This window comes from Duganella violaceipulchra (genome assembly GCF_019166075.1).
GTDB lineage: Bacteria > Pseudomonadota > Gammaproteobacteria > Burkholderiales > Burkholderiaceae_D > Rugamonas > Rugamonas violaceipulchra.
In genome coordinates, this window is the sequence record NZ_JAHTGR010000003.1 from 461,321 (window position 1) to 480,923 (window position 19,603).

The 19,603-nt window shown below is 65.7% G+C and carries 13 protein-coding genes; 7 read left to right on the forward strand and 6 right to left on the reverse strand.

Features of this window, described 5'->3' with window-relative positions; genetic code table 11:
• Nucleotides 1-2: 2 nt before the first annotated feature.
• Nucleotides 3-1,964, reverse strand: coding sequence for a dipeptidyl-peptidase 5 (locus KVP70_RS08065; protein WP_217941606.1), 1,962 nt, complete (start codon nucleotides 1,962-1,964; stop codon nucleotides 3-5).
• A 113-nt stretch (nucleotides 1,965-2,077) separates the two neighbouring features.
• Here KVP70_RS08065 and hemE point away from each other — a divergent pair, with 113 nt between their 5' ends.
• Both hemE and KVP70_RS08075 read left to right on the forward strand, forming a co-directional pair.
• Entirely contained in the window at nucleotides 2,078-3,160 is a 1,083-nt protein-coding gene (hemE, locus tag KVP70_RS08070; RefSeq protein ID WP_217941607.1) for a uroporphyrinogen decarboxylase, read from the forward strand.
• Nucleotides 3,161-3,944: 784 nt separating this feature from the next.
• Nucleotides 3,945-5,978, forward strand: coding sequence for a primosomal protein N' (locus KVP70_RS08075; RefSeq protein WP_217941608.1), 2,034 nt, complete (start codon nucleotides 3,945-3,947; stop codon nucleotides 5,976-5,978).
• Between the two features lie 93 nt (nucleotides 5,979-6,071).
• On the opposite strand, the gene KVP70_RS08080 is transcribed toward KVP70_RS08075, so the two are convergent.
• The 3 genes from KVP70_RS08080 to KVP70_RS08090 all read right to left on the reverse strand — a co-directional run bounded on the left by KVP70_RS08080 (nucleotide 6,072) and on the right by KVP70_RS08090 (nucleotide 11,384).
• The gene (locus KVP70_RS08080; RefSeq protein WP_217941609.1) at nucleotides 6,072-6,962 is read right to left on the reverse strand and encodes an ArgP/LysG family DNA-binding transcriptional regulator; all 891 of its coding nucleotides are present in this window, start codon (nucleotides 6,960-6,962) and stop codon (nucleotides 6,072-6,074) included.
• A 92-nt stretch (nucleotides 6,963-7,054) separates the two neighbouring features.
• Complete coding sequence (gene ggt, locus KVP70_RS08085) at nucleotides 7,055-8,824, reverse strand: gamma-glutamyltransferase (protein ID WP_217941610.1); 1,770 nt, start codon at nucleotides 8,822-8,824, stop codon at nucleotides 7,055-7,057.
• Between the two features lie 64 nt (nucleotides 8,825-8,888).
• Nucleotides 8,889-11,384, reverse strand: coding sequence for a TonB-dependent receptor plug domain-containing protein (locus KVP70_RS08090; protein ID WP_217941611.1), 2,496 nt, complete (start codon nucleotides 11,382-11,384; stop codon nucleotides 8,889-8,891).
• Nucleotides 11,385-11,700: 316 nt separating this feature from the next.
• Between KVP70_RS08090 and KVP70_RS08095 the strand changes: the two genes are divergently transcribed.
• From KVP70_RS08095 to KVP70_RS08105, 3 genes are all read left to right on the forward strand, one after another.
• The gene (locus KVP70_RS08095) at nucleotides 11,701-12,171 is read left to right on the forward strand and encodes an Lrp/AsnC family transcriptional regulator (RefSeq protein ID WP_217941612.1); all 471 of its coding nucleotides are present in this window, start codon (nucleotides 11,701-11,703) and stop codon (nucleotides 12,169-12,171) included.
• 64 nt (nucleotides 12,172-12,235) lie between these two features.
• Nucleotides 12,236-13,678 (forward strand): dihydrolipoyl dehydrogenase, encoded by a 1,443-nt coding sequence (locus KVP70_RS08100; protein ID WP_217941613.1) that lies wholly within the window; start codon nucleotides 12,236-12,238, stop codon nucleotides 13,676-13,678.
• 76 nt (nucleotides 13,679-13,754) lie between these two features.
• Nucleotides 13,755-14,891, forward strand: a complete 1,137-nt coding sequence (locus KVP70_RS08105) for an HD-GYP domain-containing protein (protein WP_229224673.1) — start codon at nucleotides 13,755-13,757, stop codon at nucleotides 14,889-14,891.
• A gap of 1 nt (nucleotide 14,892) precedes the next feature.
• Here the strand turns inward: KVP70_RS08105 and KVP70_RS08110 are convergent, their stop codons facing one another.
• On the reverse strand, nucleotides 14,893-15,375 hold the full coding sequence (locus KVP70_RS08110) for an SRPBCC family protein (RefSeq protein WP_217941614.1): 483 nt from the start codon (nucleotides 15,373-15,375) through the stop codon (nucleotides 14,893-14,895).
• An 82-nt stretch (nucleotides 15,376-15,457) separates the two neighbouring features.
• Nucleotides 15,458-16,366: a LysR family transcriptional regulator gene (locus KVP70_RS08115; RefSeq protein ID WP_217941615.1), complete on the reverse strand. Its 909-nt coding sequence runs from the start codon at nucleotides 16,364-16,366 to the stop codon at nucleotides 15,458-15,460.
• A gap of 101 nt (nucleotides 16,367-16,467) precedes the next feature.
• Between KVP70_RS08115 and KVP70_RS08120 the strand changes: the two genes are divergently transcribed.
• Both KVP70_RS08120 and KVP70_RS08125 read left to right on the forward strand, forming a co-directional pair.
• Nucleotides 16,468-17,460, forward strand: coding sequence for a zinc-binding alcohol dehydrogenase family protein (locus KVP70_RS08120; RefSeq protein WP_217941616.1), 993 nt, complete (start codon nucleotides 16,468-16,470; stop codon nucleotides 17,458-17,460).
• Nucleotides 17,461-17,511: 51 nt separating this feature from the next.
• A complete protein-coding gene (locus KVP70_RS08125) occupies nucleotides 17,512-19,572 on the forward strand; it encodes a UvrD-helicase domain-containing protein (RefSeq protein WP_217941617.1) in 2,061 nt (686 codons plus the stop codon).
• The last annotated feature ends 31 nt before the right edge of the window (nucleotides 19,573-19,603 follow it).

The following is a 19,603-nucleotide window of genomic DNA, read 5'->3' on the forward strand; positions in this document are numbered from 1 at the left end:
GGTCAGTCTTTCAGGTTATCGATGTGTACCGGCGGCGTGGCGGCCGGGTCGTGCAGGCCAAACATGCGTTGGTAGAAGTACAGCTCCGCCTCCAGTGTGCGGACGATGTTTTCGCCCTTGCGGAAGCCGTGGCCTTCGCCCTCAAGCGGCACATAGGCCACCGGCACGCCGCGCGCCTTCAGCGCGTCGACCATCATTTCCGATTGCTGCGGCGGCACGACCTTGTCGTCCAGGCCCTGGAAGAAGATCATCGGGCGCGCCAGCTTGTCGGTATGGTTGATCGGCGAGCGGGCCTGGTACAGCGCCTCGGCCTGCGGCTGCGGCGCGATCAGGTACTCATTGTAGTGCGATTCGAACTTGTGCGAGTCCTGGTCCAGGCCTTTGAGGTCGGACACGCCGTAGTAGCTGGCGCCGACCTTGAACACATTGTGGAAGGTCAGCGCGCATAGCGTGGTCAGGCCGCCGGCGCTGCCGCCACGGATGATCAGGCGTTCGCCGTCGGCCAGGCCGCGCTCGACCAGCGCCTGCGCGCCGGCCACGCAGTCCTCGACGTCGACGATGCCCCACTGGCCCTTGAGCAGGTCGCGGTAGTCGCGTCCGAAGCCGGTGCTGCCGCCGTAGTTCACATCCAGCACGCCGAAGCCGCGGCTGGTCCAGAACTGGGTCTTCAGGTTCAGCGTGTTGACGGTCATGCCGGTCGGGCCGCCGTGGCTGATGACGATCACCGGCGGCTTGCTGCCCGCGGGCGCCGTCACGTCGCGGTTGCGCGGCGGGTAGTAGAAGGCGTGCGAGCTGCGGCCATTGGCGCTGGCGTAGCTGATGCTGGTGGGGATGGACAGGTAGCCTTCGTCCGGCAGCTCCTCGATCGACTGCGCCAGGATCTCCACGCCCTCCTCGGTGAAGTCGATGCGCGCCAGCTCCATCGGGATGGTCGGGCCGCCGGCCAGCATGGCGATGTAGCCTTTGGCCACGCGCAGTTCGCGGATTTCCTCGTAGGGGTTGGCGATCGCTTCGAGCTTGCCGCTGCCCGGCAGCAGGCGAGCCAGGCGGCTCACGCCCTTGTCGATGTAGGTGCAGATGATTTCGGAGGCGGAGCGGAAGCCGTACATCGCGTTCCCGAAGGTCCAATGCGGCGACGCGAATTCCGCCTCCATCGGGCACAGGCCCTCGGTGCGATCGCGTTCGCGGCACAGGCGGTACAGGTTCCACCAGCCGCTGCGGTCGGAGACGAAGTGCAGCAGGCCGTCCGGCGACCATTCGGGTTGGCAGATCGATTCCTCGGCGCCGCCGGCGATGCGCACCGGCGCGGCCAGCGCGCCGTCGTCGCCGATGTTGGCCAGCCACAAGGTCGTGCCCTGCCACGGCATGCGCGGATGGTCCCAGCTCAGCCAGGCCAGCGAGCGGCCGTCCGGCGACAGGCGTGGCGACGAGTAGAAGTCGGCGCCCTGCGCCAGCACGGTCTCGCCGCCGTCGGCGTCGATGGCGCAGATGGTGTTGGCCGGCTGCGCATGCGGATCGTCGCCATGCAGCTCGCGCACGCCGATCAGGCGCCCGCGCGCGCGGTCCACCACGAAGTCGGCGAAGCGCTGCTTGCCGGCCGTGGTCAGCGCCACGGGCGCCGCGCCGTCGTCGGCTAGATCAAGTTTGTAGACGACATTGTCGGCAAAATGCGAAAAATAGATGGTATCGCCATCCACCGTATAGGCGCCGCCGCCGTATTCGTGTAACCGGCTGCGCACATTGAAGGGGGCCGGCGTCAGTTCGCCGGTGGTCACGCCGTGGTGGCGCAGCAGGGTGTTGCGGCCCGCTTCGGCGGCGCGGCCGGCCAGCCAGAAGATATCGCTGCCATCGGCGCCGCCCAGCATTAGCGTGGACAGCGGCGTGGCGCCGGCGGCCACGCGCGCGGCGCTGATGGTCGATGGCCAGGCGCCGTAGGGCGCGGTGATGGTGGTGGCTGATGTCATGGCGTCTCCAAAGTCGGGTGCTACGCATGATAGTGAATGAACGGACTATCATCCAGCAAAAAAATCCGCGCAGGATGCGATAATAGTCCTTTGACCGATTTCGATTGCCTTCCATGCCACAATTTGCCCCGCTCCAGAATGACACCTTCTTGCGCGCGTTGTTGCGCCAGCCGACCGACCACACGCCCGTGTGGCTGATGCGCCAGGCGGGGCGCTACCTGCCGGAATACCGCGCCACGCGCGCCAAGGCAGGCTCCTTCATGGGCCTGGCCACCAATCCGGACTACGCCACCGAAGTCACCTTGCAGCCGCTGGACCGCTTCCCGCTGGACGCGGCCATCCTGTTCTCGGACATCCTGACGGTGCCGGACGCAATGGGCCTGGGTCTGTACTTCGTCGAAGGCGAGGGCCCGAAATTCGAGCGTCCGCTGAAAACCGAGGCGGACGTGCTGGCACTGCGCGCGCCGGAGCTGGGCTCGCTGGACTATGTGTTCAAGGCCGTGACCCAGATTCGCACCGAATTGAACGGCCGCGTGCCGCTGATCGGCTTCTCCGGCAGCCCGTGGACCTTGGCCTGCTACATGGTCGAAGGCCAGGGTTCGCGCGAGTTCCACACCATCAAGACGATGCTGTACAACCGTCCGGACCTGATGCACCACATCCTGGCCATCAACGCCAAGGCCGTTGCCGAGTACCTGAACGCCCAGATCGACGCCGGCGCCCAGGCGGTGATGGTGTTCGACTCGTGGGGCGGCGCGCTGGCCGACGGCGCCTACCAGGAGTTTTCGCTCCAATACATGCGGCAAGTGGTTTCGCTGCTGAAACGCGACAAGGATGGCGTCAAGATCCCGGCCATCGTCTTCACCAAGGGCGGCGGCCAGTGGATCGAGCAGATCGCCGACATCGGCGCCGACGCGGTCGGCCTGGACTGGACCGTCAACCTGACCCAGGCGCGCAAGCTGGTTGGCCACAAGGTCGGCCTGCAGGGCAACCTGGACCCGGCCATCCTGTTCGCCAGCCCGGACCAGATCCGCGCCGAAGTGCATAAAGTGCTGGACGCCTACGGCAAGCCGACCGACGGCAACGGCCACGTGTTCAACCTCGGCCACGGCATCTCCCAGTTCACCCCGCCGGAGAACGTCGCCGCCATGGTCGAAGCCGTTCACAGCTACAGCAAGGCCCAGCGCGCGGCCTGATGTAATTTCCGAACAGAGGGCACGTTTCCCCGGAGGCGTGCCCTTTTTTCATTGGTGGATACGGCTCAGTAAAACCGACTTATGCACAATTTTTTTTACTGCGGAAATATTAGGCAGCGCTTTTTCGCTAGCCCGTGAGGATGTCGCAAGTCATTGATTACAAAGACTAAAATTTGTGGCCGAAGAGGCAATACATGGCAAGTCGTAAACCTTGACTGTCCACTGAAACTAGTTTATTTCTTCATTGTCCACAAAGTTATCCACAAAAACTGTGGATAAAAAATAAAAGTACTTAGTAAACCGTGACTTAGCCATAATGTTGCTGTTTTGCCTGAGGTTTATGTTGCGTTGCACGATTTTTGAGCAAAGTTTTGGCCGTGATAACGAAGTTGCGAACAGACAAACCTTACACCTAAGGTATGTGCAAGGCTGTTCACTGGAAGCGGCGTATTGTGCTCCGCAATATCGGTGGATAAGTTCTAAAAAATGCTTGATTTTGGCAAAAAAGGCATCCTAAATACTTCACTTATGCACAGCGGCGGAGAAAAAACGCGAATTTTTCTTCTCCTAGGAAGCATTTTCCAAGTGATTGATTTTAAAGAGAAATAATTTTGAATTTTTGCCCGGTTTACGACGATGCCAAGCCAGAAGTCTATGCTTTCCGGGGATTAAGATTCCTTTGTCCACAAAGTTATCCACAAAAACTGTGGATACTTCAAAGCGCCCTAGACGGGACGGTATTTGCGCCCAATTGCCGCAAGAATTTTCTACTGTGACGGGATCTATGCAGGGCCTTTTCCACCATTGCATCCTTCAGATTGCGCTTGATACGCCGCTGAACGCGATTTTCGACTACCGCTGGCATTGCGACGCGTCAGAGCAGCCGCAGGTCGGCCAGCTGGCGCTGGTGCCGTTCGGCCGCCGCGAGGTGATGGGGCTGATCGTCGGCGTGGCGGCCGAGACCGATGTGCCGGCCGAAAAGCTGAAGGACGCGCTGGCCGTGCGCAGCCAGCTGGGGCCGTTGTCGCCGGAATGGCTGGCGCTGGCCGGCTTTGCCGCCGACTATTATCAGCGTCCGCTGGGTGAGGTGGCGCTGCCGGGTCTGCCGAAGAATCTGCGCGTGCTGACCACGGTGGCGCTGGACCGGGCGCTGAAGAAGCTGGCCAAGCTGGATGCGCCGCATGACGGCACGCCGCTCAACATGCCGCAGCTCAACCCATCGCAGCAGGAGGCGGCGGATGCGATCGGCGGTGCGGTCGGTTTTAAACCCACTTTGCTGTACGGCGTCACCGGCAGCGGCAAGACCGAGGTCTACCTGCAATCCTGCGCGCAGGTGCTGGATCGCGAGGTGGACGCGCAGATCCTGATCCTGGTGCCGGAGATCAACCTGACGCCCCAGCTGGAAGGCAATATCCGCGCGCGCTTCCCCGGCGTGATGCTGGCGACCTTGCACAGCAGCCTGTCCGAAGGCGAGCGCATGCTGCACTGGCTGGCCGCGCACCAGGGCAAGGCGCGCATCGTGCTGGGCACGCGGCTGGCGATTCTGGCCTCGCTGCCGAACCTGAAGCTGATCGTCATCGACGAGGAGCACGATCCCTCGTACAAGCAGCAGGAAGGCCTGCGCTACTCGGCGCGCGACCTGGCCGTGTGGCGCGCCTGGCAGCTGGGTATTCCTATCGTGCTGGGCTCGGCCACGCCGTCGCTGGAGAGCTGGCATCACGCCCAGTCCGGCCGCTACCGCAAGCTGGAGCTGCGCGAGCGGGCCGTCAAGAACGCCGTGCTGCCGCAAGTGAAGCTGCTGGACATGGAGCGCGACAAGCCCAAGGACGGGCTGACCTCGCATTTAATCGCGGCGATCAAGCAGCGCATGGAGCGCGGCGAGCAATCGTTGCTGTTCCTGAACCGGCGTGGTTATGCGCCGGTGATTTGCTGCGAATCCTGCGGCTGGATCAGCGAATGCACGCGCTGCACTTCGTTCATGGTGCTGCACCGTCCCGAGCACCGGCTGCGTTGCCACCATTGCAGCCTGGAGATGCGCATCCCGCGCCATTGTCCTACCTGCGGCAACGTCGACCTGCAACCGCTGGGGCGCGGCACGCAGCGCGTGGAGGAAGGTTTGCAGGCCATGTTCCCGGAAGCGCGGGTGCTGCGCATCGACGCCGATTCCACCCGCAAGAAGGGCAGCGCGCAGGCCGCCTTCGATACGGTGCACCGGGGCGAGGTCGATATCCTGATCGGCACGCAGATGGTGGCCAAGGGGCATGATTTTAAGAAGCTGACCCTGGTCGGCATCCTGAATCCGGATACGGCGCTGTTTTCGCAGGACTACCGCGCCAGTGAGCGCCTGTTCGCGCAATTGATGCAGGTGGCGGGCCGCGCCGGCCGCTCCGCCCAGACCGAAGGCGGCAGCGCCAGCGAAGTGCTGATCCAGACCCGCTACCCGCAGCATCCGCTATACGACGCGGTGGTGCGCCATGACTACGACCACTTCGCCTCGGCCTTGCTGGAGGAGCGCGAGCAGGCCGCATTGCCGCCCTATCTGTACCAGGCGCTGCTGCGGGCCGAGGCGCCGGAGCTGGCCACGGCCATTGAATTCCTGACCATGGCCCGCGATTGCGTCGAGCATCCGGGCATCACGATCAACGATCCGATCCCGATGAGCATGACGCGGGTACACAACGTCGACCGCGCCCAGTTGCTGGTGGAGTCGGCGTCGAGGCCGATGTTGCAAGCGTTCCTGCGAGAGTGGCTACTCACTCTGCGGGAAATGAAGAGCCGCGTGAAGTGGTCGCTGGAAGTCGATCCGTTGGATATCTAACAAGGGGGTCAAGTCTGACATTCGGACACGGTCTCTGCCGTATCTGCGCTACGGCAGAGGCCGTGTCCGAATGTCAGACTTGACCCCCGTGGGTTAAAGTAGGAAGCGTTGGGCGGTGGCGACGATCTGCTCGGTCAGCGCGCGGGTGAATGGTGTGTCGAGGTTCCAGGCGTGCCAGTTCAGCGCCACGTCGATGTGGTGGCCGGGCGCCAGGTCGACCAGGCGGTCGCTGGCCAGCGCGCCGGATACCTGGATCAGCGGCATCAGGCCGTAGGCCAGGCTGCCGTGGATGCACTCGGCGGTGGCGGCCGACTGCGGCATGGTGTGGTGCGGATACGGGCCGTTGAGCTCCAGCACCGTGTGCAGGAAGCCGCTCATCATGTCCTGGTCGCTGACCACGGCCGGCGCCAGCCGCGCCGCCTCCAGCGAGAATCCATCGCCGAACCAGTGGCCGGCGAACGCCGGCGTGGCCACGCACACGTAACGCATCTTGCCCAGCGGCGTGACGTCCGGCCCGTTGGCGTGCTGGTCCGGGTGCTCCTGGGCCACGGCGATGCTGCCGAACACGCTGCCCTCTTGCACCAGATGCAGCGCCATCCGCTGGTCGGCCAGTTGCACCTTCAACTGGCAGCGCGGCGGCGACAGCAAGGGCTGCAAACTCATGGGGAACCAGGTCGCCAGGCTGGCCGCGTCGACCGCCAGCGCGATCTCCGGCATGCTCACCTTGTGACCCAGATCAATATCGAGCGACGCCTCCATCAGCCGGACGTTGCGGTGATGCGACACCAGCCGCTGGCCCAGGCCGGTCGGCACGGCCGGCTGGCCGCGCACGATCAGCAGCCGGCCGGCCGCGTCCTCCAGCGCCTTGATGCGCTGGGATACGGCCGATTGGCTGATGCCCAGCGCCAGGGCGGCCTTTTCAAAGCTGCCCTGGCTGGCAACGGCGTCCAGCACGGCCAGCGCGCGGTAGTCCAGTGATCCCATAAGTAGCACTTATAAAAATTAAAAAATATAAGTGATACTAATGCGATTTGCCTCCGGGGCACAACCTGATTGAAAAAGCTTGTTGCAATCGTTCAGTAACCGATGGCTTCGCCGGCCGGCTGGCGGTCGTCATGGGCGCCGTACAGGAAGCCGGGCCTGACCTTGCCCGATACCGCCGAGTCGCTGCCTGAACTGGTCGGGCTGGACGAACCGGGGGCGGCCGTGACCGGCGGCGCCACCAGGATCAGCTCGGCCGCCCCCCAGCCGCTCTGCTCGCGCATGTCGTAGCCCATGTCCTTCAGCAGCCGCAGCGTGTCGGGCGAGACGCCGCGCCGCTCGTAGGCCACCGCGTCCGGCAGCCATTGGTGGTGGATGCGCGGCGCGTCGACCGCCTCCTGCGGCGCCATGCCGAAATCGATGACGTTGAGCGCGGTTTGCAGTGTGATCGTGATGATGCGCGAGCCGCCCGGCGAACCCAGCACCATGTAGACCTTGCCATCCTTCTTGACCAGGGTCGGCGCCATCGACGACAGCGGCCGCTTGCCCGGCGCGATGGCGTTGGCCACGCCCTGCACCAGGCCGAACAGGTTTTGCGTGCCTTCCTTGACCGTGAAATCGTCCATTTCATTGTTCAGCACCACGCCGGTGCCGGGCGCCATCACCAGCGCGCCGAAGCGGCCGTTGATGGTGTAGGTGGTGGAGACGGCGTTGCCGTCCTGGTCGACCACCGAGTAATGCGTGGTTTCCGGCCGCTCGCGCTGCTGCGCGGGAGGCAGCGGCGGCAATTCGGACGAGGGCGTGGCGCGCGCGCCGATGCGGGCGCGGATCTCGGCCGCGTAGGCTTTGTCCATCAGGTGCGCGACCGGGTTGTCGACGAAGGCCGGATCGCCCAGCGTGGCGTTGCGGTCGCGGTAGGCGTGGCGCATGGCTTCGACCATCACGTGGATGGTGGCGGCCGATTGCGGGCCCGTGGTTTTCAGGTCGTAGCCTTCCAGCACGTTGAGGATCTGGCACAAGGTCACGCCACCGGAGCTGGGCGGCGGCGCCGCCACGAAGTCGTAGCCGCGATAGCTGCAGTTCAGCGGCTGGTCCTGCGTGATGCGGTAGCCGGCGAAGTCGGCCGCGCTGATGACGCCATTGCCGGCGCGCGCGGCGCGCTCCACCGCCTGCGGCAGCGCGCCGTGGTAGAACGCGTCCGGCCCCCTGGCCGCGATGGCCGCCAAGGTGCGTGCCAGGTCCGGCTGGCGCAGGCGGTCGCCCGGCTGCAGCGGCGTGCCGCCCTGGCGCAGGAACACGCGCGCCATGCCGGGATCGAGGTGGAAGCGCGCGGCCTGGGTGTCGAGGATGTCGGTGTCGGCGCGGGTCAGCACGAAGCCTTCGCGCGCCAGGCGGATCGCCGGCGCCATCACCTGGGCCCGGGTCAGCTTGCCGTATTGCTTCCAGGCCGTATCCAGTCCCAGCACGGTGCCGGGCACGCCGACCGCCAGGTAGCCGTGCAGGCTGGCGTCGCGGATCACGTTGCCGTCGGCGTCGAGGTACATATCGGCGCTGGCCTTGGCCGGGGCCTGCTCGCGGAAATTGATGAAGGTTTCGCGGCCGTCGGCCAGGTGGATGGTCATGAAGCCGCCGCCGCCGATGTTGCCGCAGCAGGGATTGACCACGGCTTGCGCGTAGCCGACGGCGACCGCCGCGTCGATCGCGTTGCCGCCCATTTTCAGGATGTCGACGCCGGCCTGGGAGGCCAGGCGCTGGGCCGACACCACCATGCCGTGTTTGGCTTCGACGGCGGGCCGGGTGGCGGCGCCGGCCGCGCCGGCGTGCAGGGACGCCGCCAGCGCCGCGACCAGGGTGATTCGTTTCATGAGAGCTCCGATGAAAAGCGGCCGGGACGGCGTGCTTGCGCCACCGCCCGGCCGCCGGCCTTGCTTAGAAGGTGTAGTTCATGCGAGCGTACACGTAACGGCCGGAACGGCCGAACGGCGCATAGTTGGAGAACGGTGCGTTGCCGGTGGTGTTGAGTGCGGCCGGCAGCGCGTCCGGATAGGTGTCGAACAGGTTGTCGGCACCCAGCGCCAATTGCAGCTTGGACGTGATGGCGTAGCGGCCCTCGACGTCGACCACGGTCTTGGCGCCCATGGTGAAGTCAAACGCCGGCGTGGTGCCCGGCGCCAGCACTTCGCCATAACGGGTGGCGCGCACGGTGGCGCCCCACTGGGCCAGCTTCCAGTTGACCGACGCGTTCAGCTTGTTCTTGGGCTGGCCGCGCTCCAGCGTCAGCACGTTGACGCGGTCGAACAGGATGGGCGCCGGGCTGAGCGCCGTCAGCTGGGCGGTGGTCGGCACCTTGGTGACATCGGTGTTGCTGATGTTGGCCGCCAGCGTGAAGTCGAACTTGCCGGAGGTGCCCAGGTTCAGCGGCCAGTTGGCCACGACGTCCACGCCGTCGGTGGTGGTGTTGACGCCGTTGATGAAGAAGCGGCCGCCGCCGACCCCGATGAAGCCCTGCGACGCCAGGTAGTTGCGCACGTTGGCGGCGGTCAGGTTTTCCGACAGCACGATGCGGTCGCGGATCTTGATGCGGTAGCTGTCCACCGTCAGGCTCATGGCGCCGAAGCGCATCACCGCGCCCAGCGACAGGTTGACCGACTTCTCGGCGTCCAGCGGCTTGGCGCCCAGCGCGACGGCGGCCGGGTCGGATGGCTTGAAGGTGGTGATCTCGAACGGCACGCCGTTGATGAAGTTGGTCGAGGTCGAAGTGAAGAACTGCTGCTGCGGCGACGGCGCGCGGAAGCCGTTCTGCACCGAACCGCGCAGCGCGAACTCGCGCACGAAGTCGTAGCGGCCGGACAGCTTGCCGGTGACGTTGTTGCCGAAGTCCGAGTAGTGCTCGCCGCGCACCGCGGCCGAGGCCAGCAGCTTGTCGGTCAGCTTGGTTTCCAGGTCGATGTAGGCGCCGACCGCGGTGCGGTGGTTGTCCGACACGTCGCTGGGGCGGAAGCCCGGGAACACCTGCGCGCCCGGCGGCGCCGGCGTGCCGTTGGCCAGCACCTGGCCGCCGTAGCGGTAGGAGTCCGGCTCGCCGGCGGTCATGCTGTAGCCCTCGCGGCGCGCCTCGGCGCCCAGCGCGACGTTGAGCGGCGCGGCCAGGCCGGCGATCTCCACGCTGCGCACGCCCGACAGGTTGTAGGTCAGCTGGTCGTAGGCGAAGCCGCCGGCGTCGAAGTTGGTCTTGCTGTTGGCGCCGATAGAGCGGTTGAGGGTGTTCTCGATGGTGTAGGCCATCTTGTTCTTGCCGTAGCTCAGCGAGCTGTCCATTTCCCAGTCGCCGATGCTCCAGGTGACGCCGCCGGCCGCGCTGTAGTCGTCGACGGTCGGGGCGATGATGGGCAGGAAGCCGTTCGGGTAGATCGACAGCACGTTCTGGTCCTGCAGCGCGCGGCGGAAGAAGCCGGGCGAGCGGGCGTCGCGGCGCTGGTAGCCGGACCAGCCATACAGCTTGACGTCGCCGCCGAGGTTGTAGCCGGCGTTGGCGAACACCGTGCTCTGCTTGAGTTCCGGTTCGCCGTACCAGGCGTTGAAGCGGTTGATGGTCGCTTCGCGCGGGTCGAACGCGCCACCGGCCAGCAGCGGGTATTGCTGGCGCACGTCGTAGCCGCTGCGCTCGGTGTGCGCCTGGTCCTTGTATTCGGCGGCGATGGTGAGGAAGCCGCTGTCGCCCAGCGACAAGCCCTTCCAGGCGCTGACCGAGGCGTTCTGGCCGTCGGTGCGGCGGCGCGACGATGGCGCGCTCCAGGTGGCGCCGGCCGGCGGCGCTCCGGCGATGAAATCGTAGTCGGTCATGCGGGCGCCGTAGCTGGCGACCAGTTCGCCGCCGCTGCGGTCGGTGCGCAGGCGCAGGTTGATGACGCCGGAGATCGCGTCGGAGCCGTACTGGGCCGATGCGCCGTCGCGCAGCACTTCGATGTTCTTGACGATCGCGGTCGGGATCGCGTTCAGGTCGACCGCCGCCGAGCCGCGGCCGATGGTGCCGTTCAGGTTGACCAGCGCCGAGGTGTGGCGGCGCTTGGAATTGACCAGCACCAGGGTCTGGTCCGGCGCCAGGCCGCGCAAGGTGGCGGGGCGGATGGTGTCGGTGCCGTCGGCCAGCGCCGGGCGCGGGAAGTTCAGCGACGGCAGCGCCACCGACAGGGCCTGGCCGATTTCATTGACGCCGCCGGTGCCCAGCGTCTCGGCCGAGATCACGTCGACCGGCGACGAGGTGTCCAGCACCGAGCGGTTGGTCACGCGGGTGCCGGTGACGACCACCGTGGCCTGGGGGCCGCTGGCGTCCGGCGCCGATTGCGCCAGCGCGCCGCCGGCCGCGAACAGGGAGGCGATGGCGGCTGCCAGCACCCGTGGTTTGATTGCTTGATTCTGCTGCATTCATGGCTCCCGAATTAAAAAAATAAATGCTTGGAACCGGCGTGTCGCAGGCTCCCCTGAATAGTTGTTCTGGTTGTGCGGTCTATCTTCGTGATACGGAGACCGGTTGCGTCCCGGCGCTGTGGCGACGTATCGCCACCGCAGCGTCGGTCGAACCGCCATGGCTGGGCCACGGAACGATGCAAGCTTGGTGTAAAGCAAACACGGTCCAACTATACGCATTTCTTGAGAGAATCGGTTTCCAAAAATCTATGTCATGCAGCAACAAATTAGAAAATTGTTTCATTTTTCTGACATTTGTTGGCAAAATATTCTCATGGATAAAATAGATCTGGAAATATTGGCTCTGTTGCAGAAAGACGCATCGATGCCGCTGACCGCGCTGGCGCAAGCCGTCAACCTGTCGACCACACCCTGCTGGCGCCGCGTGCAGCGGCTGCACGACGAGGGCGTGATCCGGCACCAGGTGGTGCTGTGCGATCCCCAGCGGCTCAACCTGGGGTTGACCGCTTTCGTGTCGATCCGCACCAGCCAGCACAACCGGGCCTGGATGGACAGCTTCATCGCCGGCGCCACCGCGATCCCCGAAGTGGTCGAGATCTATCGCATGAGCGGCGACATCGATTACCTGCTGAAGGTGATGATTCCCGATATCGCCGGTTATGACCAGGTGTATAAAAAGCTGATCAAGGTGGCCGACCTGCTGGACGTCAGCTCCAGCTTCGCCATGGAAGTGCTGAAGAACACCACGGCGCTGCCGCTAGACTACGTGAAGCTCAAGGGCTAGCAGCGCGGCGCCGGCGCCTGCGGTAGTATAGCCAGACCCTTACGTCGAGGCCAGGAAGCCCCCCATGAAGATACTGTACACCGACATCGCCGTCATCGGCGCCGGCACCGCCGGCATGACCGCCTACCGCGCCGCCACCACCGGCGGCAAGAAAACCCTGTTGATCGAAGCCAACGTCTACGGCACCACCTGCGCCCGCGTCGGCTGCATGCCGAGCAAGCTGCTGATCGCGGCGGCCGAGGCGGCCCATGCGCTGCACGCGGCGCCGGCCTTCGGCGTGCATCCGGGCCAGGTCCGCATCGACGGCAAGGCCGTGATGGCGCGCGTGCGCAGCGAACGGGACCGGTTTGTCGGCTTCGTCGTCGAGAGCGTCGACGGCTATCCGGCCGAGGACAAGATCCACGGCCATGCGCGCTTCCGCAGCGCGACCCAGCTGCAGATCGACGAGCACACGTTGGTCGAGGCGGAGCGTTTCGTCATCGCCACCGGTTCGACGCCCATCGTGCCGGACGAATGGCGCGCGGCCGGCCCGCGCGTGATCACCAGCGACGATGTGTTTTACTGGGACGACCTGCCGGCCTCGATCGCCGTGGCCGGCACCGGCGTCATCGGCCTGGAGCTGGGCCAGGCGCTGGCGCGGCTGGGTGTGCGCGTGACGGTGTTCGGCCGTGGCGGCAGCGTCGCCCAGCTCAGCGACCCGGACGTGCTGGACGTGGCGCGCCGCGCCATGGCCGATGAGCTCGACGTGCGCTTCAACACCAAAGTCGTGCGCGTGGTGCAGGAGGGCGACGGCCTGGCCGTCACCAGCGAGGATGGCGACGGCGTGCAGCGCACCGAGCAGTTCAGCTACCTGCTGTCGGCCATCGGCCGGCGCCCGAACGTGCACAAGCTGGGCCTGGAAAACACCGGGCTGGAGCGCGACCATCACGGTATTCCGCTGTACCACCAGCAGACGATGCAGTGTGGCGCCAGCGCCATCTTCGTCGCTGGCGACGCCGACAACGAACGGCCGCAGCTGCCGGAAGCGGCCGACCAGGGCCGCATCGCCGGCGACAACGCGGTGCGCTACCCGGCCGTGCAACCGGGCCTGCGCCGCACGCCGCTGACCATCGCCTTCACCGAGCCGCAGATCGCGACCCTGGGCGCCAGCTACGAGGAGTTGTGCGCGACGTACGCCGGCCGCTTCTCGGTCGGCAAGGTGTCGTTTGAAAACCAGGGCCGCAGCCGCGTGATGTTGCAGAACAAGGGCATGCTGCGCGTGTATGCCGAGCACGCCACCGGCCGTTTCCTGGGGGCCGAGATGATCGGCCCCCGCGCCGAGCACATCGGGCACCTGCTGTCCTGGGCCTGCCAGGCCGGGCTGAGCGTCAGCGCCATGCTGGACATGCCCTTCTATCACCCGGTGGTGGAAGAAGGCGTGCGCACCGCCCTGCGCGACCTGGCGCACCAGCTGGCCAACGCCCCGGCCCACGACTGCGGCTGCATCGACTGCACGCCCGCGCCCTAAACCAAATTGCAACAATCTCACACATTCTCACCGAAACACCGTATGCTGCTGGCTCGATAGTTTTTTATCAACGGCAATGAAGATACGTAGAGTCACGGCAGCCGATCTGAAGCTGGGCATGCTGATACCGTGGAATGTGTACGGCGACAACGGCGCCCTGCTGGTCCGCAAAGGGCATATGATCGCCAGCGCCAACCAGATCGATTATCTGGTGGAGCGCGGCTCGTTCGAGGACCACAGCGGGCAGCATGAACCAGCCCGCGAGCCGGACTCGGCACTGCGCAAGCTCAACGCCGCCAGCCTGGAGCTGCAAGCCCTGCTGCAAGCGGTGGCTTTGCGCGCCGCGCCGCCGGACCTGCGCCGCCGCCTTGAGGAGGTGGCGCTGCTGGTGTCCGATGCCGTGGCCGTCAATGCCGACGTCGCCACCGCCACCATCCTGCACAACCAGCGCGCCGCGTCCTACGCCGCGCGCCATGGCATCGACACCGCCGTGGTCGTGCAATTGCTGGCCAAGGCCAAGCAATTGTCGCTGGAAGAGACCGCAAGCCTGACGCTGGCCGCGCTGACCATGAACGTGGCCATGCTGGACCAGCACCAGCGCCTGCAGGACAGCCGCCTTGAACTGAGCGCCGCCGACCGCGCCGTGGTGCAAGCCCATCCCGAAGCCGGTGTGCAACTGCTGCGGCAAGCCGGCATCGCCGACCAGGCCTGGCTGGACTGCATCCTGCATCACCATGAAAACGAAGACGGCAGCGGCTATCCGCTGCGCAAGTCGGGCGCGCAGATCCCGCCGCTGGCGCGCTTGCTGGCGCTGGCCGACCGCTATTGCGCCCGCGTGGCCGAGCGCGCCTGGCGCAAGACCATGACCCCGCACGCCGCCCTGCGCGATCTGCTGCTGGAATCGAACGTGACGGTGGACGGCAACCTGGCCGCGCTGCTGATACGCGAGCTGGGCATTTATCCGATCGGTACCTATGTGCGGCTGATCAACGGCGAGATCGGCGTGGTGTCGCGCCGCGGCCTGCAATCGACCACGCCGCATGTGGAATCGGTGATCGGCCCGCGCGGCGCGCCGCTGGACGTGTTCCTGCAACGCGATACGCGCGCCGAGCTGCACGGCATCCGTGAAGTGCTGAGCCTGGCGCAGCTGGCCACGCTGCAGGCGCCGCCGCTGCGCATGGAGCAGGTCTGGGGCCGCAGCGCCGCCGTGTAGACTAGTTCAGCAGCGCGTCCAGCCGGCCTTGCTGCGCCAGGTCGCGCAGCACGCGGATGGTGTCAATATCCGACTCCTGGTAGGCCGAGCGGCGGAAATCGTCGTACATCGCGTTGGCGGCGTCGGTCGCCGCGTCGTGGCCGTCGTCGTACTGGAAGCGCACGTACAGCGTGTCGGCGGTCGGCGTTTCGATGCTCATCGTCAGGCTGGACTGGCTGATGTCCTGCTGCGCCGCCACTTCGTAGCGCACCTGGCGCATCGGCTCCAGCACCACGCGGTCTTCGATGACCAGCTTGCCGTAGGTGAGACGGCGGCGGAAACCGTTCTCGGTGCGCTCGTCGATGACGCACTCGTCCAGATGCGGCACAAACAGCTTGGGCGATTCGGCGCGCAGCACCAGGCCGCTCCACAGCTGCTTGAGGCTGAGCGCATCGATCAGCGGATTCAGCGGGTCGTTAATTTCTATTAAGTGTTCGAATTTCATAGGGAAACCATGTCTAGGGCAGGCGCACGCGCGCCTCATCCCCGCATGGTAACGCATCTGTCACAAAGAAGACTGCGCCCGCTCAGGCGATGCCCTCGTCCCAGTACGGTTCCGGCCCGAAGCGCCGGCTGAAGAAATCAATGAAGGCCTGGCTCTTGGGCGGCAGGAAACGGCGGTTCAGGTAGACGGCGGAAATCACCGAATCGGTGGTCTGGTAGCCCGGCAACACCCGTACCAGGGCGCCGCTGCGCAGCTGGTCGGCCACCAGCCAGGTCGACGACAGGCCGATGCCCAGCCCGGCGATGGCGGCGTCGCGCAGCGCCTCGCCGTTGTCGCTGCGGAAGCGGCCGCCGACGCGCACCAGCAGCTCGCTACCGTCGCGCTCGCGCAGCCGCCACGGGTTCATCGCCTGCAGCACCAGGCATTCGTGCCGCAACAGGTCGGCCGGCTGCTGCGGCACGCCGTGGCGGCGCAGGTAGTCGGGCGAGGCGCACAACACCAGCTTGCTCGGCGCCAGCGGCCGCGCCACCAGCGCCGAATCGCGCAGCGGGCCGACGCGGATGGCGACGTCGATGCCGTCCGCCGCCAGGTCGTGGGTGCTGTCGGACAGGCGCAGGTCCAGCTGCACGCCGGGGTGCTCCTCCAGGAACTGCGCCACCTCGGGCACGATGTACAGCCGGCCGAACGTCACCGAGGCCGCCACCCGCAGCGGGCCCTGCGCCTGGGCGTTGCCGTGGCCGACCGCCGCCGACGCCTGCTCGGCCGCGTCCAGCAGCGCCATGGCGCGTTCCAGGAACACTTCGCCGTCCTGCGTCACGGTGATCTGGCGCGTGGTCCGGTGCAGCAGGCGCGCGCCCAGCTGCTTTTCCAGCTGCGCCATGCGGGTGCTGGACGCGGCCGGCGACAGGCCGAACTCGCGCCCGGCGGCGGACAGGTTGCGGGTCGCGCACACCCGCACAAATAGCGCCACGTCGGTCAGGTCCAGAGCCATTTTATTGATTTGATGAAGAATGATTTCATCATTATGCCAGTTATCAAAGTAAATGCGGCGATTCATACTGCGTCCATCAAAACCTTTATCTGGAGCAAACCATGAAAGCCATCGCCGTCACCAACACCGTCCTGCAAGATGTCGAAATCGCCGTGCCGGTCGCCACCGGCCGCGATCTGCTGGTCAAGATCGAAGCCGTCTCCGTCAACCCGGTCGACACCAAGGTGCGCGCCGGCGAAGCGACCGACGCCGCTCCGCGCGTGCTGGGCTGGGACGCCGCCGGCACCGTGACCGCCGTCGGCCCGGACGTGACCCTGTTCAAGGTCGGCGACGCGGTCTACTACGCCGGCAGCATCGTCCGCCCGGGCGCCAACAGCGAATTTCACCTGGTCGACGAGCGCATCGTCGGCCGCAAGCCGGCCAGCCTGGACTTCAACCACGCCGCCGCCCTGCCGCTGACCTCGATCACGGCGTGGGAAGCGCTGTTCGACCGCCTGGCGATCCGCCGCGACGGCGCCGATGCCGGCAAGCGCGTGCTGGTGATCGGCGGCGCCGGCGGCGTCGGTTCGATCGCGATCCAGCTGGCCAAACAATTGGCCGGCCTGAGCGTGATCGCCACCGCCTCGCGTCCGGAATCGGCCCAGTGGGTGCGCGCGCTGGGCGCCGACCACGTGATCGACCACAACGGCGACATGGCGGCGCAACTGCTGGCGCTGGAGATCGCCAGCGTCGACTACGTGCTGTGCCTGAGCGACACCGATCCGCACTTCGACGCCATCGCCCAGGTGGTCGCGCCGCAGGGCAAGGTGGTCAGCATCGTCCACAACACCGCGCCGCTGGACATGGACAAGCTGTTCGCCAAGAGCGTGACCTGGGTCTGGGAAATGATGTTCACCCGCTCGATGTTCGGCACGCCGGACATGATCGAACAGCACCAGCTGCTCGACGAGGTGGCCGCGCTGATCGACGCCGGCAAGCTCAAGACCACGCTGGGCGAGGTGTACGGCAAGATCAACGCCGCCAACCTGCGCCGCGCGCACGAGGCGCTGGAAAGCCGCCGCACCATAGGCAAGATCGTGTTGTCGGGCTTCTAAACCGTCCGGGGCTGTACAATGATTGGCTGTTCCCCAGCCGATCGTTGCCCGATGTCCAAAGCCCCCCAATTCGGTCTTAATGTCCCGCAAAGCGAGGCCGTCATGTACCTGGACGGCCCCTGCCTGGTGCTGGCCGGCGCGGGCTCGGGCAAGACGCGCGTGATCACCCAGAAGATCGCCCACCTGATCGAGGACCGCGGCTACGATCCACGCACCATCGCCGCGCTGACCTTCACCAACAAGGCGGCGCTGGAGATGCAGGAGCGTATCGCCAAGCTGCTCAAGCAGCCTCGGCAGGCCAAGCAGCTCACCGTCTCGACCTTTCACTCGCTGGGCGTCAAGATCCTGCGCCAGGAAGCCAACGGCGTCGGCCTCAAGGACCGCTTCTCCATCATGGACAGCGACGATTGCGGCTCGCTGATCCAGGACATGGCGATCACCACCGACAAGCAGGTGGTGCGGCGCATCCAGACCGATATCTCGCTGTGGAAGAACGGCCTGATCGATCCGACGGTCGCGCTGCACCACGCCAAGGACGAGGACGAGGCGCAATCGGCGCGCATCTACGCCAGCTACGTGGCGACCTTGTCGGCCTACCAGGCGGTGGACTTCGACGACCTGATCCGCCTGCCGGTGGAACTGTTCCGCGACAACGAGCCGGTGCGCGACAAGTGGCAGCGCCGCCTGCGCTACCTGCTGATGGACGAATACCAGGACACCAACACCTGCCAGTACGAGCTGGTCAAGCTGCTGGTGACGGGCATCGGCAAGAAGCCGATGTTCACCGCCGTGGGCGACGACGACCAGGCGATCTACGCCTGGCGCGGCGCGTCGGTGGAAAACCTGAAGACGCTGCAAACCGACTTCCCCGACCTGCAGGTGATCAAGCTGGAGCAGAACTACCGCTCCACCACCCGCATCCTGCAGGCGGCCAACGCGGTGATCGGCAACAATCCCAAGCTGTTCGAGAAATCGCTGTGGTCCGAGCACGGCCTGGGCGAGCCGATCAATGTGCTGGGCATGGCCAACGACGACCAGGAAGCCGAGCAGGTGGCGATCATGATTTCGGCCGACCATTTCCAGCGCAAGAACAAATGGTCCGACTACGCCATCCTGTATCGCGGCAACCACCAGGCGCGCGTGATCGAGCAGTGCCTGCGCAAGGAGCGCATCCCGTACACGATCTCCGGCGGCCAGAGCTTCTTCGACAAGGCCGAGATCAAGGACATCATCAGCTACCTGCGCCTGCTGGCCAACACCGACGACGATCCGGCCTTCATCCGCGCCGTCACGACTCCACGGCGCGGCGTCGGCCAGTCGACCCTGGAAACACTGGGCACCTTCTCCGGCCAATGGCAGTGCTCGCTGTTCGAGGCGGTGTTCAAGGGCGGCATCGAAGGTCTGTTGAACGACCGCCAGTTGCTGCCGCTGCGCGAGTTCTGCAACTTCATCAACAACCTGGAGGCGCGCGCCAGCCGGCCCGGTCCGAGCGGCAGCGGCGACAACGCGGCCCAGGTGCTGGACGACTTGCTGGAAGCGATCAACTACGAATCCTTCCTCTACGATATGTTCGACGAGCGTGCCGCCCAGAGCAAGTGGCAGAACGTGCTGGAGTTCACCAACTGGCTCAAGGAGCGCGGCCGTGGCGGCAAGGACCGCGACAGCGAAGAGAAAAACGTGCTGGAGCTGACGCAGATGGTGGCGCTGATGTCCATGCTCGAAGGCCAGGACGAGGACCCGGACGCGGTGCGCATGTCGACCCTGCACGCGTCGAAGGGACTGGAGTATCCGCACGTGTTCCTGGTCGGCGTGGAGGAAGGCATCCTGCCGCACAAGGGCGATCCCGACGCGCTGGCCGAGACCATCGCCGCCCGCGTGCAGGAAGAGCGGCGCCTGATGTACGTCGGCATCACGCGCGCGCAGCGCACCTTGCAGATCACCTGGTGCAAGAAGCGCAAGCGCGCGGGCGAGCAGGTGCATTGCGATCCGTCGCGCTTCATCAAGGAGATGGAGCTCGACGTCGGCAACGCCGTGCCGGCCGAGTCCGAGGTGCTGACGCCGAAGGAGCGGCTGGCACGCATGAAGGAACTATTAACCACACCGAAGACGTAATCGCGCCGGCCTTGTGCTAGCATCGGCATGT